The sequence below is a fragment of the Bradyrhizobium sp. WSM1417 genome, from assembly GCF_000515415.1.
In the GTDB taxonomy this organism is placed as follows: Bacteria; Pseudomonadota; Alphaproteobacteria; order Rhizobiales; family Xanthobacteraceae; genus Bradyrhizobium.
The window spans coordinates 3,808,120-3,821,983 of sequence record NZ_KI911783.1; the positions used below are offsets into that span (position 1 = coordinate 3,808,120).

Below are 13,864 nucleotides of genomic sequence, written 5' to 3' on the forward strand. Positions count from 1 at the left end.
ACAGTCAGGTCGCGATGAGCAGGAACGTGATCCGGCGTAAACCGCTCGAGCCCCGCTCGCCATCGGAGGCCGACAACGAGGTGCGCGACGGCGGCGTGCAATCCGTCGACCGCGCGCTGTCGATCCTCGAGACATTGTCCGAAGACGACGAAGGCTATCGCCTCAGCGATCTCGCTGTGCGCACCGGGCTCTCCGCCTCGACCGTGCACCGCCTGCTCGCGACGCTGGAAAGCCGCCGCTTCGTGCAGTTCGACCGCGCCGAATCCAAATGGCATGTCGGCGTGCGCAGCTTCACGGTGGGGGCGAGCTTTGCGCGGCGGCGCAATTTCAGCGCCCAGGCTATTCCTTATTTACGCAAGCTGCGTGATCTCACCCGCGAGACTGCCAATCTTGCCATGGTCGACGACGAGTTCATCATCGTGCTGACCCGCATGGAGAGCCGCGAGATCATGCGCTCGCTGACCCAAGTGGGCGGCCGCGTCCCGATGGTGACCTCCGGCGTCGGCAAGGCGGTGCTCGCGACCTATTCCGACGAGGACGTCGGCGCCGTCATCCGCCATCACGGCATGCCACGCCTGACCGAGAAATCCATCGTGCGACCGAGCGACCTGTTCAAGGAGCTCGAGAAAATTCGCAAGCAGGGCTACGCGCTGGATGATGAAGAGGCCTCCATGGGCCTGCGCTGCGTTGCCGCGGTGGTCTATAACGACTGCGCCGAGCCGCTTGCGGCGATTTCGGTGTCCGGCATGACCAGTCGGCTGACCGATCAGCGGTTACCGGAAATCGGGCAGATCGTCCGTGATGTTGCTGCCGAACTGACGGCTGCGCTCGGCGGGGCAGTTCCGACACCCCGCTGATCGGAAACCCGGGGTATGTCACTGGACAGTGTCGGCCGTTTTGGCTGATATGCGACCAAACGACACGATGCGGCAAACGTCCGCATGAGCCCGGAGACGTCCCATGTTTCAACTTCCCGCGCGCCTCGTCGGCGCAGCCGTCGCGCTGACCCTTGCGGCAGCCACGCCGGCCTTTGCCCAGCAGCTCGAGCTCAAGCTGATGGCGCCGGCGGCACCGGGCGGTGGTTGGGACCAGACCGCCCGCTCGATGCAGCAGGCGCTGGTCGCCGCCGGCGTTGCACGCAGCGTGCAGGTCACCAACGTTCCCGGCGCAGGCGGCAGCGTCGGCATCGCGCAGTTCGTCAACGGCGCCAAGGGTGACGGCAACCAGCTGATGGTCAACGGCTTCGTCATGGTGGGCGCGCTCGCCATGAACAAATCACCCGTCACGCTCGAGCAGGTGACGCCGATCGCCCGCCTCACCGAGGAAATCCAGGTGATCGTGGTGCCGGCGAATTCACCGATCAAGACCGCGCAGGATCTGGCCGCCGCGGTGAAGGCCGATATCGCCAAGGTAACCTTCGCCGGCGGCTCGGCCGGCGGCGTCGATCATGTGATGGCGGCATTGTTCGCCGGCGCCGTTGGCGCCGACGCGAAGAAGATCAATTACATCCCGTTCTCGGGCGGCGGGGAGTCGCTCGCCGCCATTCTCGGCGCGAAGGTCACTGCCGGCATTTCCGGTCTCAGCGAATATGACGGGCAGATCAAGTCCGGCAAGCTGCGCGCGATCGGCGTGACCTCGGAGAAGCGCATTCCAGGGAGCGACATCCCGACCTTCAAGGAGCAGGGCATCGACCTCGTGATCGCCAACTGGCGCTCGGTGGTCGCGCCTCCCGGAATCACGCCGGAGCAGCGCAAGACGCTGAGCGAGGCGGTCGAGAAGATGGTGAAGTCGGACGCCTGGAAAGACATCCTCAAGCAGAAGGGCTGGGAGGATGCCTATCTCGGCGGCGACGCCTTCGCCGACTTCCTGAAAAAGGAAACCGTGCGTGTCACCGACGTGCTGAGATCAGTCGGCCTGGTCAAGTCATGACCACAGGCGATCCGGTCCAGCCGCCGCGGCTTGTCGATCGCGCCGGCATCGTGATTGCCGCGCTGCTCGCAGGTCTTGCCGCGGTGCTGGTCTGGGACGCGCGCGGCCTGCAATCGACCACGATGTACGGGATGGGGCCGGAAGCCATGCCGGTCGTGATCGCCTCCGGCCTCGCGCTGCTCGCGATCGGCAATCTCGTCGACGCGCTGCGCGGTAGTCTGCCGGCGCGCGAGAGCGCCGATCCCGTGCCTGTGGTCTTGATCCTCGCCGGCCTTGCGCTGCTGATCGGCATCATTGGCTTCGGCGGCGGGTTCATCCTGGCGACGTCGGCGCTGTTCGTCACGACCTCGGCGGCATTTGGGCGCCGCGCGGTCCTGGTCGATTCCGCCATCGCCCTCGTGATGTCGACCCTCATTTACCTCGCGTTCGACCGGTTGTTGACGTTGAGCCTTCCCGCCGGCCCCCTGGAGCGACTGCTGTGATGGACACCTTCGCCGCGTTGGCGCATGGCATGGCGGTCGCCGTCCAGCCGATGAATCTTCTCTACGCCCTGATCGGCGTGTTCCTCGGCACCGCCGTGGGCGTGCTGCCCGGCATCGGCCCAGCGTTGACGGTCGCGCTGCTGCTGCCGGTCACGTACAAGCTCGATCCCGGCGGTTCGCTGATCATGTTTGCCGGCATCTATTACGGCGGCATGTATGGCGGATCGACCACGGCCATCCTGATCAACACGCCCGGCGAGAGCGCCTCGATGGCGACGGCGCTCGAAGGCAACAAGATGGCCAAGGCCGGCCGCGGCGGGCCGGCGCTCGCAACCTCTGCGATCGGGTCCTTCGTCGCGGGCACCATCGCCACCATCGGGCTTGCCTTTCTCGCGCCGTGGCTGGTCGATTTTGCCGTGCGCTTTGGCCCGGAGGATTATTTCGCGCTGATGTGCGTCGCCTTCGTCACGGTGTCGGCGACCTTCGGCGATTCCCCGATCCGCGGCCTGACCAGCCTGTTCATTGGTCTGACGTTGGGGCTCGTCGGCATCGACAAGCTGACGGGGCAGGCGCGGCTTGCGTTCGGCGTGCCCGAGCTGCTCGACGGCGTCGAGGTGACGACGCTCGCGGTCGGCCTGTTCGCGGTGGGCGAGGCACTCTACGTCGCATCGCGCCGTCACCACACCGAGGAGAAGCTCGAGCCGGTGCGCGGCTCGCTGTGGATGACCAAGGAAGACTGGAAGCGATCGTGGAAGCCGTGGCTGCGAGGCACCATGTTCGGCTTCCCGATCGGTGCGCTGCCTGCCGGCGGCGCGGAGATCCCGACCTTCCTGTCCTATTCCTGCGAGAAGCGGCTGACCAAATACCCCGAAGAATTCGGCAAGGGCGCGATCGAAGGCGTCGCAGGACCGGAGGCCGCCAACAACGCTTCGGCCGCGGGCACCTTGGTGCCGCTCCTGACGCTGGGATTGCCGACCTCCGCGACGGCCGCGATGATGCTGGCGGGCTTCCAGCAATACGGCCTCAACCCGGGGCCGCTGCTGTTCGCCGAGCGGCCCGACCTCGTGTGGGGCCTGATCGCGAGCCTGTTCATCGCCAATTGCATGCTGCTGGTGCTCAATCTGCCGCTGGTTGGCCTGTGGGTGCGGCTGCTGGCGATCCCGCAGCCGTGGCTCTATGCCGGCATCCTCGTGTTCGCGACCATGGGCACCATCGCCGCAAAGCCGTCGGTGGTCGAACTGTCGATGCTGGCCGGCTTCGGCGTGCTCGGCTTTCTGATGCGGCGGTTCGATTTTCCGATCGCGCCCGTCGTCGTCGGCCTGATTCTCGGCCCGATCGCCGAGAGCCAGCTGCGCCGCGCGCTCGCGATCAGTCTCGGCGATCCCATGACGCTGCTCCAGAGCCCGATCTCGGCGACGCTGCTTGCGCTGGCGTTGATCGCGCTGCTGGCACCTTTCGTGCTGAAAGGGATGGGACGATTCAAGGCGAACGAGGACTAGCCATCCCGACGCGAGCGTCTTCTAATGCTACGTTCATCTCGTGGGAAAAGTCATGCCGTCAGAGCTCCGTTCGCCCCGTCTCGCTGTCCTGATTGATGCCGACAATGCTTCGGCAAAGATCGCCGATGGACTGTTCGAGGAGATTGCAAAGATCGGCGAGGCCAGCGTTCGCCGCATCTACGGCGACTTCTCCAATGCCAGGTCGAGGGGCTGGGCCGACATCCTGTCGAAACACGCCATCATCCCGCAGCAGCAGTTCGCCTATACGACAGGGAAGAATGCGTCGGACATCACCCTGGTCATCGACGCGATGGACCTGCTTCACAGCGGCCGCTTCGACGGCTTTTGCCTGGTGTCGTCGGACAGCGATTTTACCCGTCTCGCCGCCCGGATCCGGGAGCAGGGCATCGATGTCTTTGGCTTCGGCGAACAGAAGACGCCCGAGAGTTTCCGGCAGGCCTGTCGAAGGTTCGTCTACACGGAGAACCTGCTGCCCGCGCCGGCGAACACCCAGGATGCCGCCTCGCGATCGAAATCGCTTCAGCCGCTTGATGCCGCAACCCCCATCATCAAGAAGGTCATCACCCAGATGGAGAGCGAGGACGGCTGGGTGACGCTCGGGGAGGTCGGTCGCCAGCTCGCCAATCTCGCGTCCGATTTCGATCCGAGAACGTTCGGCTTCCGCAAACTGAGTGACCTCGTGCGAAAGACGAATGCGTTCGAGATTGACGAGCAGAACGGGAGGTCGATGCGGATTCGCGTCAAGGCCGCTGCCGCACCGGCCCCGCGACGACGGAACTCGCGCAGACCCGCGAGGTCAGGGGCGGCAGGCGGTTCGCCGCCTAAGGCGTAAGCAGGGCGTGCCGTTATATTTGCGCTTGCCCGGTCCGGCGCGGAGCGTAACCATCGCAGGGTCATAACGCCACGCGAGGGTCCCGATGACCAAACTTACCCGCTTCGCCGTCGCACCGTTGCATTTGATGACCCGGCGTCTCGCCGATGTGGCCTCCGCGCGTGTCGCGCCGGATCTCGTCGTCACCGGCGCGCGGGTGCTCTCGACCTATTCGGAGCGTATCCACGCGAACCGCGAAATCTGGATCACCGGCGGCCGCATTGCTGCGGTGAAGCCGGCCGGTGCTGCGAAGAAAGTCTTTGGCAACGTGCCGGTTTACGACGCGGCCGGCGGCATCATTGCGCCCGGGCTGGTCGATCCGCACATCCACATTGAATCCTCGATGGTGACGGCCTGCGCCTATGCCGAAGCGGCCTTGCTCAACGGCACCACCACGATCTTCTGCGACAGCCACGAGATCGGCAACGTGATGGACGTCGCCGGCGTCGAAGCCATGCTGGAGGACGCGCGCGAGGCGCCGCTCTCGATCTTCCTGACGGTGCCGAGCACGGTGCCGGCCACCTCAGCCGCACTGGAGACTGCGGGCGGCGACCTCACGCCGGACAAGATCGCCGGTCTGTTCGACCGCTGGCCCGAAGCCGTCGCGCTCGGCGAGAAGATGGATTTCGTGCCTGTCACCATGGGCGACGAGCGCAGCCACGCCATCCTCGCCGCCGCCCTGAAGCGCGGGCGCCCGGTGTCCGGTCATGTCTATGGCCGCGAATTCGTTGCTGCCTATGCGGCCAGCGGCGTCACCGACACCCATGAGGCGATCGATCGCGACATCGCCGACGATCTGCTCGATGCCGGCGTCTGGGTGTTCTTGCGCGGGGGACCGCCGACCACGCCCTGGCACTCGCTGCCGCAGGCGATCCGGACCATCACCGAGCTCGGGGCCTCGCACAAGCGCACCGCGGTGTGCACTGACGATCGCGATGCCGACGATCTCCTGCTGTTTGGGCTCGATTGGGTGGTGCGCGAAGCCGTGAAGGCAGGGATGTCGCCGGAGCAGGCTTGGTCGATGGGCTCGCTGCATGGCGCGACGCGCTTCAACATGGACAGCGATATCGGCGGGCTCGGCGGGGGGCGCCGCGCCGATCTCGTGCTGATGGATGATAATCTCAAGCCGCAATCGACCTGGTACGGCGGCGAGCTGGTCGTGGAAAACCGCAAGATCACGCCGAAGCTCGATCAGGCGCTGTCGCAGCGCTATCAATACCCGCAGGCGGCCTACGCGACTGTGAAGCTGCCGGAGAAGCTGAAGCTGACGCCGGAGCTGCCGGCGAAGGCCTGCACTGTCAACGCCATCAAGACCGCGCTGCCCGGCATCACGCTGATCCATGAGAGGATCGCGATCGAGCCGGCCAAGGATTGGCCGGAATTGTTCGCGCGCTACGGCCTGTGCTTCGTCACGGTGGTCGAGCGCCATGGCAAATCGGCCGGCAATGTCGCCTACGGACTTTTGAAGGATTTTGGTCTCAAGCGCGGCGCGGTCGCCTCCAGCGTCGGGCACGACAGCCACAACATCATCGTTGCCGGCACCAACGAGGCCGACATGCAGGTCGCGGTCGCCGCCATCAAGGAGCAACAGGGCGCCGTCTGCCTCGTCGCTGAGGGCAAGGTGAGGGCGCTGGTGCCGCTGCCGATCGCCGGCCTGCTGTCCGACAAGCGCGTTACCGAAGTGGCCGAAGAGGTCAAGGCGCTGAAGAAGGAATGGGCGGAAGCCGGCTGCACCATCCCCTACATGGGCTTCAATTTGATTCCGCTATCGGTCATTCCGGAAATTCGTATCACCGACAAGGGTCTCGTGCTGGTGCCGCAGATGGAGCTGGCGCCGCTGTTCGAGTGAGCGCTTTCACGCGTGTCTCGATCTAACTGACTGAAGCTGCCGCGATTTTTCCGCGGCTGCCGCATCGTGGAAAATAAAATCGATCTCGTTGAGTGAAGCCCTCGCGGGCCTGATGATCTCACTCGCCAATGCAACTCAAGCGAGGTCCGATATGGCGAAGATGCGAGCCATCGATGCTGCCGTGCGAATTCTGGAGAAGGAAGGTATCTCGACTGCTTTTGGCGTTCCCGGGGCGGCGATCAATCCGCTTTACTCAGCGCTGAAGAAGCGCGGCTCGATCCGCCATATCCTGGCGCGGCATGTCGAGGGCGCCTCGCACATGGCCGAGGGCTATACGCGGGCCAAGGCCGGCAATATCGGCGTCTGCATCGGAACCTCAGGGCCCGCGGGCACCGACATGATCACCGGGCTCTATTCGGCGATCGCCGATTCCATCCCGATCCTCTGCATCACCGGGCAGGCGCCGCGCGCGCGGCTCTACAAGGAGGATTTCCAGGCCGTCGATATCGAGTCGATCGCAAAGCCCGTGACCAAATGGGCGGTGACCGTGCGCGAGCCGGCGCTGGTGCCCCGCGTGTTCAGCCAGGCGTTTCACGTGATGCGCTCGGGAAGGCCCGGCCCAGTCCTGATCGACATGCCGCTCGACGTGCAGCTCGCCGAAATCGAGTTCGACGACGAGACCTATGAGCCACTGCCCGTCTACAAGCCGACCGCGACCCGCAAGCAGGTCGAGAAGGCGCTGGAGATGCTCAATGCGGCCGAGCGTCCGCTGATCGTCGCGGGCGGCGGCGTGATCAATGCCGACGCCTCGGATCTGCTGGTGGAATTCGCCGAGATCGCCAACGTGCCGGTCGTGCCCACGCTGATGGGGTGGGGGGCCATCCCCGACGACCACGTGCTGATGGCCGGCATGGTCGGTCTTCAGACCAGCCATCGTTACGGCAATGCCACCATGCTCGAATCCGATTTCGTGCTCGGCATCGGCAACCGCTGGGCAAACCGCCACACCGGCTCGGTCGAAACCTACACCAAGGGACGCACCTTCGTGCATGTCGACATCGAGCCGACGCAAATCGGGCGCGTGTTCAATCCCGATCTCGGCATCGTCTCGGACGCGAAGGCGGCGCTCGAACTGTTCGTCGCCGTCGCCAGAGAGTGGCGCCGGTCAGGCAGGTTGCGCGAGCGCCAGGCGTGGCCCGCTTCCTGCCGCGACCGCAAGAAGACGATGTTGCGCAAGAGCCATTTCGATAACGTCCCGATCAAGCCCCAGCGCGTTTACGAGGAGATGACCAAGGCGTTTGGCCGTGACACCTGCTACGTCTCCGTGATCGGCCTGTCGCAGATCGCCGGCGCGCAGTTCCTGGGCGTCTACAAGCCGCGCAACTGGATCAATGCCGGGCAGGCGGGGCCGCTCGGCTGGACCCTACCTGCGGCTCTCGGCGTGCGCGCGGCGTGCCCGGATCGCGATATAGTCGCGCTCTCGGGCGACTACGACTTCCAGTTCCTGATCGAGGAGCTCGCGGTCGGAGCGCAATTCAACCTGCCCTACATCCACGTCGTTGTGAACAATTCCTATCTCGGCCTGATCCGCCAGGCCCAGCGTGGCTTCGACATGGACTATCACGTCCAGCTCTCCTTTGAGAACATCAACGCGCCGGAGCTCGGCGGCTACGGCGTCGATCACGTCGCCGTCGCCGAAGGGCTCGGCTGCAAGGCGATCCGCGTCACCGATCCCAAGGACGCGCAGGCCGCGTTCGCCACCGCACGCGAATGGATGGCGAAGTACCGCGTGCCCGTGATGGTCGAGTTCATCCTCGAACGCGTCACCAACATCGCGATGGGTACCGAGATCGACAACATCGTCGAGTTCGAGGAGGTGCTGGATCTGCCGCTCGACGAGGTCGCGACAGCGCGGCCGGGCGTGCTGCAGCCGGCGGAATAGGGAACAGCAACATGCCGAAATTCGCCGCCAACCTCACCATGCTCTTCAACGAGATGCCGTTCATGGACCGCTTCGCCGCGGCCAAAGCGGCGGGCTTTTCCGGGGTCGAGTACCTCTTCCCCTATGAATTCGAGAAGGCGCAGTTGCGCGAGCAGCTCGACAGCCATGGGCTGACGCAGGTGCTGCACAATCTGCCGGCCGGCAATTGGGCCGCGGGCGAGCGTGGCATCGCGATCCTGCCGGATCGTGTCAGCGAGTTCAGGGACGGCGTGTTTCGCGCCATCGAGTATGCCAAGGCGCTCGATTGCGAGCAGCTCAATTGCCTCGTCGGCATCGCGCCTGTCGATGCCGATCCGCGTGAGCTCAACGAAACGCTGGTCGGGAATCTGCGCTTTGCGGCGTCGACCCTGGCGCGGGAGAACATCAAGCTTCTGGTCGAGCCGATCAACACGCTCGACATCCCCGGCTTCTTCCTGAACGGCACCGAGCAAGCCGTGCAGTTGATCTCCGAGGTGCGCTCGAACAATCTGTTCATCCAGTACGATATCTACCACATGCAGATCATGGAGGGCGATCTCGCCCGTACCATGCAGGAATATCTCCCGCAGATTGCGCACATCCAGCTCGCCGACAATCCCGGCCGCCACGAGCCCGGCACGGGCGAGATCAATTATCCCTTCCTGTTCCGCCATCTCGACGCGATCGGCTATCGCGGCTGGATCGGTTGCGAATACAAGCCGCGCACCACGACGCTGGACGGCCTGTCCTGGCACGCGGCGCAGACTTTCGAGACCTGAGGAAACTTTGACATGATCGACATCGGCTTTATCGGACTTGGCACCATGGGACGGCCGATGGCCGGTCATCTTCTGGCCGCAGGCCATCGCGTTCTCCTGCACGATGTCGGGCCGGTCGCACCCGAGCTGATCGCCGCCGGCGGCGTTGCCTGCAAATCAAGCAAGGAGGTTGCGGAGGAGGCGGATGCGGTCATCATCATGGTGCCCGATACGCCGCATGTGGAGGCCGTGCTGTTTGGCAAGGACGGCGTCGCGGGCGGCATTTCCAAGGGCAAAATCGTGGTCGACATGAGCTCGATCTCGCCGCTGGCGACCAAGGAGTTTGCGAAGAAGATCGAGGCGCTCGGCGCGGATTATCTCGACGCACCGGTGTCAGGCGGGGAGGTCGGTGCCAAGGCGGCAAGCCTCACCATCATGGTCGGTGGCCCCGAGCGCGCCTTCAACACCATGAAGCCGATCTTCGACAGGATGGGAAAGAACGTCACCCGGGTCGGCGCCAATGGCGACGGCCAGACCACGAAGGTCGCCAACCAGATCATCGTCGCGTTGACGATCGAGGCGGTCAGCGAAGCGCTGCTGTTCGCGTCGAAAGCCGGTGCGGATCCGGCGCTGGTGCGGCAGGCCCTGATGGGCGGCTTTGCGTCTTCGCGGATTCTCGAAGTGCATGGCGAACGCATGGTGAAGCGCAATTTCGATCCCGGCTTCCGCATCGAGCTGCACCAGAAGGATCTCAACCTCGCGCTTGAAGGCGCCCGCGCGCTCGGCCTGTCGCTGCCGAGCACCGCAGTGGCGCAGCAACTGTTCTCGTCCTGCACTGCGCATGGCGGCAAGGGCTGGGATCATTCGGCGATGGTGCGCGCGCTGGAACTGATGGCGGGGCACGAGATCGCCGCGGCCTGAACTGTTACTGGGTAACAGTCTCCGTTGTGGTTCTGCCTAGATGGGGCGAGGGAACCGGAACAATGATCCGGCCCGGCGGTTGAAGGCGCACAACAATCACTGGAGACATAAGCACATGAAAACCCGTCTTGCGATTTCGTTGGCTGCCGCGTCGCTGCTGGCGTCGAGTGCGGCCTTTGCTCAGTCGACGACCGAAGAGGGCGCCAGGAACGGCGCACGCGCGGGCGGCGACATTGGCGGTCCGGTCGGTGCGATGGTCGGTGGTACCGTCGGTGCGGCCGTGGGCGCTGGCCTTGAAATCCCGAACGCGATCCTGGGCGGAATTCCGCGCGATGATTCCGTCGTGGTCCACGAGCGCGTTGTGGTCGGCGAGCCACTGCCGCCGACCGTGGTGCTGCGGCCCGTCCCGAACTACACCGAATACCGTTATGCGGTCGTAAACGATCGCCGCGTGATCGTGGAGCCGCGCACGCGCCGCGTTGTCAAGATCATCGACTGATCGATCGCAGCGAGAGCTTTGAAGAGACGGGCCCTGCGGAGCATCACTCCGCGGGGCCTTGGCTCGTCAGGGCCGAATTCGCGCGAAACCGCGTCAAGGCCCAATCGGCGACGGCCGCGAGCGCGAAGCCGATGCAGGTGGTGCCGGCATCGACCAGAAAGTCCTCCAGCCGCGCATGTCGTCCCGGTGCCCAGAATTGCATCAGTTCGAGCAGGCCAATCAGCACCACGGCGATGGCTGTCGCCGACAGGCGGCGGCGCGGATAGGCGAGGCCGAAGGCTAGTCCCACCAGGACGAAGGCGAGGGCGTGTTCACCGTCCTGGCCAAGGTCGGAATGGGGCCGCAGGCCGGGCGGGCCGAGGGTTGCAAAGGCGACGGCGGCGGCAAGCAGCCAGGCAGAGGAGCGAACCAAAATTGACATCCGCACCGCTTAGCATGGATTGCAGCAGCCTGCCGAGGGGCCGGGATCAGATCGCCGTGTAGTTAATGACGAAACGTTAAAGCGGCTCGCGCACGCCAAGGCCGTGCATGAAGCGTTCCCGGATTTGTACGGGATCGCGTCGGGTGGCGCCGACGCCCGGCTTGTCATCGATACGAACGGCGATAAGGCTCGGATCGCCGGCCGACATGGCTTCCTCGACCAGACGCTCGAAATCCTCCTCGTCCGCGGCCCAGGCGCTGTTGGCAAGCCCGGAGCCGGTCGCGATGGCGACGATGTCAGCCACGTTCGCGGCCGGTGTCGGCTGCGCGCCGGTGATCTGATAGATGCCGTTGTCCATCACGATCATGACGAGGTTCTTCGGCTTCAACGCCGCAATCGTCGAGAGTGCGCCGAGCTGCATCAGCAGCGAGCCGTCGCCTTCGAGCGCGAAGACGCGCCGGTCCGGCTGCGCCAGCGCCACGCCCAGCGCGATCGGGAAGGCGAGCCCCATGCTGCCGAGCATGTAGAAATTCTGCGGACGGTGGCCGGCGGCCCAGAGGTCGAAATTGGTGTTGCCGATGCCGCCGATCACGGCTTCCTCGTGCTTGAGTTTCGCGATCAGGCGCGAGGTGACGTCGAAGCGGTTCATTACTTTGGTGTTGCGCGCGTCTGTATTCATTTGGGCCGGCCTCACTTGTCGAACACCTTGCCGCCGGTGAGCAGCGGGTTGAGGATCAGCGCGACCGGCGCCTGCGTCGTGACGGCCTGCTTGATCGAACGGTCGGCAATGAATTCGAGCTCGTCGAGCCGGGTAATGGTGTGATGCTCCAGCGCCAGCGAATCCAGCACCGGACGCATGGTGCGGCAGACCAGTGACTGGCCGTAGTTGAATTCGCCGAGCGTGCCGCGCTCGGACACGAACATGATCAGTGGAATCTGGTAGGGCACCGCGAGCGAGGCCAGCACGTTGGCGAGCGTCGCAAAGCCCGAGGTCTGCATCAGCACCGCGCCCCGCCGTCCGCCCATCCAGGCGCCCGAGATGATGCCGACGGCCTCCTCCTCGCGGGCGGTGGCAAAGGTGGTGAAGAACGGATCGGCGTGCAGGTTCTTGATCAGCGGCGTCAGCACGCGGTCGGGCACGTAAGGGACGAGGCTGATCTCGTTCCGCTTCAGGGTTTGCAGGACGATGCCGTGCCAGCTCTTGTCACCGGAGGTTTGCGCCGCCTCGGACGAGGTTTGTTGCTCCGCAATCACCATTGCGTTCTCCCTTCGGCCGCACGCTTGTCTGGCCGGCACGGCGGTCTGCCGAACTTGACGCAGGCAGCGGGATTGTCAACATGTCCGGGCTGCACCGTGATCTGCGCCAGACGGCCTGCCGCGGCCGGTGCCGCCGTGTCATAAGCGGCAATAACAAGAGAACGGAGGAACGCATGACAGGAGCGCACGAAGCGCTGGCCCTGCGGATCTCCTGGAGAGAGCCGGAAGGGTCCTGATGTCCGTCAACAGCAAGCGCGTCTTCTACGTCAAATATCTGGCCAATCCGATCTATATCGACATTCTGAAGGCGCGACCCGACGTCCGGCTCGATCGCATCGAGAACGAGAGCTCCGAAGACTTCTACGCGTCGATCATCGGAGCCGCTCATGTTTACCAAATCGGCGCCGCCCGCGACGAACTGGCCCCGCACTTCCATGTCGATGCTGCCTTCCTGAAGCGCGCGCCGAACCTGCTGCTCGTCTCCAGCAACGGCGCGGGATTCGATCCTGTCGACGTCGAGGCCTGCACCGATGCCGGCGTGTTGGTCGTCAACCAGTCCGGCGGCAATGCCCATTCCGTCGCCGAGCACGCGCTGGCGATGATGCTGACGCTGTCCAAGCGCATCATCCAGTCCGACCGCAAGCTCCGCAGGGAGTCCAACGTCAACCGCAACGAACTCGTCGGCAACGAGATCGAGCACAAGACCGTCGGCATTATCGGCCTCGGCAATGTCGGTCGCCGCATCGCCGCGCTGTGCAAGGGCCTGTTCGGCATGAAGGTGCTGGCCTACGATCCGTACCTGACGGCCGAGGTGATGGCCGAGCGGGGCGGCGAGAAGGTCGAGCTCGACGAGCTCTTGCGCCGCGCCGACTTCGTCTCGATTTCCTGTCCGCTCGACAAGGGCAGCCGCAACATGATCAGCGTGCGCGAGTTTGGGTTGATGCAGCCGCATGCGTACTTTATCACCACGGCGCGTGGCTTCATCCACGATGAAGATGCGCTGCTCCAGGCGTTGCGTGACAAGCGCATTGCGGGCGCCGGTCTCGACGTCTGGTCCAAGGAGCCGCCACCACCGGAGCATCCGCTGCTCCAGCTCGACAACGTGCTGGCGAGCCCGCATACCGCGGGCGTCACCATCGAGGCGCGGCAGAACATGGGCCGCATCGCCGCCGAGCAGGTGCTGCAGACGCTCGACGGCAAGCGCCCGCCGCGCATCATCAATCCCGAGGTCTGGCCACGCTATGCGGAGCGATTCAAGCAGGCGTTTGGCGTGACGCCGGCGTAGTCGACGGTCGCTTTGTCCTTCCGGGCTGCGATGCTCCTGCTGCCCAACGTCCCGGTTAGCGCTGCGCGCCACCGAATGATCGGCGGGCGGGAACCGCGCCCGACTTTGATCC

Annotated in this window: 14 protein-coding genes; 11 read left to right on the forward strand and 3 right to left on the reverse strand. The window is 64.9% G+C overall.

Going from position 1 to position 13,864, the window contains the following annotated elements; translation table 11 throughout:
- Nucleotides 1-14: 14 nt before the first annotated feature.
- The 10 genes from BRA1417_RS0118215 to BRA1417_RS0118260 all read left to right on the forward strand — a co-directional run bounded on the left by BRA1417_RS0118215 (nt 15) and on the right by BRA1417_RS0118260 (nt 10,789).
- Nucleotides 15-857: an IclR family transcriptional regulator gene (locus BRA1417_RS0118215; RefSeq protein ID WP_027517002.1), complete on the forward strand. Its 843-nt coding sequence runs from the start codon at nt 15-17 to the stop codon at nt 855-857.
- A 103-nt stretch (nt 858-960) separates the two neighbouring features.
- Nucleotides 961-1,929 carry a tripartite tricarboxylate transporter substrate binding protein gene (locus tag BRA1417_RS0118220; protein ID WP_027517003.1) on the forward strand — a complete coding sequence of 323 codons (969 nt, stop codon included), beginning with the start codon at nt 961-963 and terminating at the stop codon, nt 1,927-1,929.
- On the forward strand, nt 1,926-2,411 hold the full coding sequence (locus BRA1417_RS0118225) for a tripartite tricarboxylate transporter TctB family protein (RefSeq protein WP_027517004.1): 486 nt from the start codon (nt 1,926-1,928) through the stop codon (nt 2,409-2,411). Before BRA1417_RS0118220 ends, BRA1417_RS0118225 begins: the two co-directional genes overlap by 4 nt.
- Nucleotides 2,411-3,910, forward strand: coding sequence for a tripartite tricarboxylate transporter permease (locus tag BRA1417_RS0118230; RefSeq protein ID WP_027517005.1), 1,500 nt, complete (start codon nt 2,411-2,413; stop codon nt 3,908-3,910). Before BRA1417_RS0118225 ends, BRA1417_RS0118230 begins: the two co-directional genes overlap by 1 nt.
- Nucleotides 3,911-3,962: 52 nt before the next feature.
- Nucleotides 3,963-4,763: an NYN domain-containing protein gene (locus BRA1417_RS0118235; protein ID WP_027517006.1), complete on the forward strand. Its 801-nt coding sequence runs from the start codon at nt 3,963-3,965 to the stop codon at nt 4,761-4,763.
- Between the two features lie 85 nt (nt 4,764-4,848).
- Nucleotides 4,849-6,651: an adenine deaminase gene (locus BRA1417_RS0118240; RefSeq protein WP_027517007.1), complete on the forward strand. Its 1,803-nt coding sequence runs from the start codon at nt 4,849-4,851 to the stop codon at nt 6,649-6,651.
- A 151-nt stretch (nt 6,652-6,802) separates the two neighbouring features.
- Nucleotides 6,803-8,593 (forward strand): glyoxylate carboligase, encoded by a 1,791-nt coding sequence (gene gcl, locus BRA1417_RS0118245; RefSeq protein WP_027517008.1) that lies wholly within the window; start codon nt 6,803-6,805, stop codon nt 8,591-8,593.
- Between the two features lie 11 nt (nt 8,594-8,604).
- A complete protein-coding gene (gene hyi / locus BRA1417_RS0118250; protein WP_027517009.1) occupies nt 8,605-9,390 on the forward strand; it encodes a hydroxypyruvate isomerase in 786 nt (261 codons plus the stop codon).
- 12 nt (nt 9,391-9,402) lie between these two features.
- On the forward strand, nt 9,403-10,290 hold the full coding sequence (locus tag BRA1417_RS0118255; RefSeq protein WP_027517010.1) for a 2-hydroxy-3-oxopropionate reductase: 888 nt from the start codon (nt 9,403-9,405) through the stop codon (nt 10,288-10,290).
- 115 nt (nt 10,291-10,405) lie between these two features.
- Entirely contained in the window at nt 10,406-10,789 is a 384-nt protein-coding gene (locus BRA1417_RS0118260; RefSeq protein ID WP_007593296.1) for a DUF1236 domain-containing protein, read from the forward strand.
- A 43-nt stretch (nt 10,790-10,832) separates the two neighbouring features.
- Here BRA1417_RS0118260 and BRA1417_RS0118265 read toward each other — a convergent pair whose 3' ends face one another.
- The 3 genes from BRA1417_RS0118265 to BRA1417_RS0118275 form a co-directional block, all read right to left on the reverse strand.
- On the reverse strand, nt 10,833-11,210 hold the full coding sequence (locus BRA1417_RS0118265) for a VanZ family protein (protein ID WP_027517011.1): 378 nt from the start codon (nt 11,208-11,210) through the stop codon (nt 10,833-10,835).
- 76 nt (nt 11,211-11,286) lie between these two features.
- Nucleotides 11,287-11,889, reverse strand: a complete 603-nt coding sequence (locus BRA1417_RS0118270; protein ID WP_027517012.1) for a thiamine pyrophosphate-dependent enzyme — start codon at nt 11,887-11,889, stop codon at nt 11,287-11,289.
- Between the two features lie 11 nt (nt 11,890-11,900).
- Complete coding sequence (locus BRA1417_RS0118275) at nt 11,901-12,467, reverse strand: thiamine pyrophosphate-binding protein (protein ID WP_027517013.1); 567 nt, start codon at nt 12,465-12,467, stop codon at nt 11,901-11,903.
- A 235-nt stretch (nt 12,468-12,702) separates the two neighbouring features.
- Here BRA1417_RS0118275 and BRA1417_RS0118280 point away from each other — a divergent pair, with 235 nt between their 5' ends.
- Nucleotides 12,703-13,752: a hydroxyacid dehydrogenase gene (locus BRA1417_RS0118280; protein ID WP_027517014.1), complete on the forward strand. Its 1,050-nt coding sequence runs from the start codon at nt 12,703-12,705 to the stop codon at nt 13,750-13,752.
- Nucleotides 13,753-13,864: the final 112 nt, after the last annotated feature.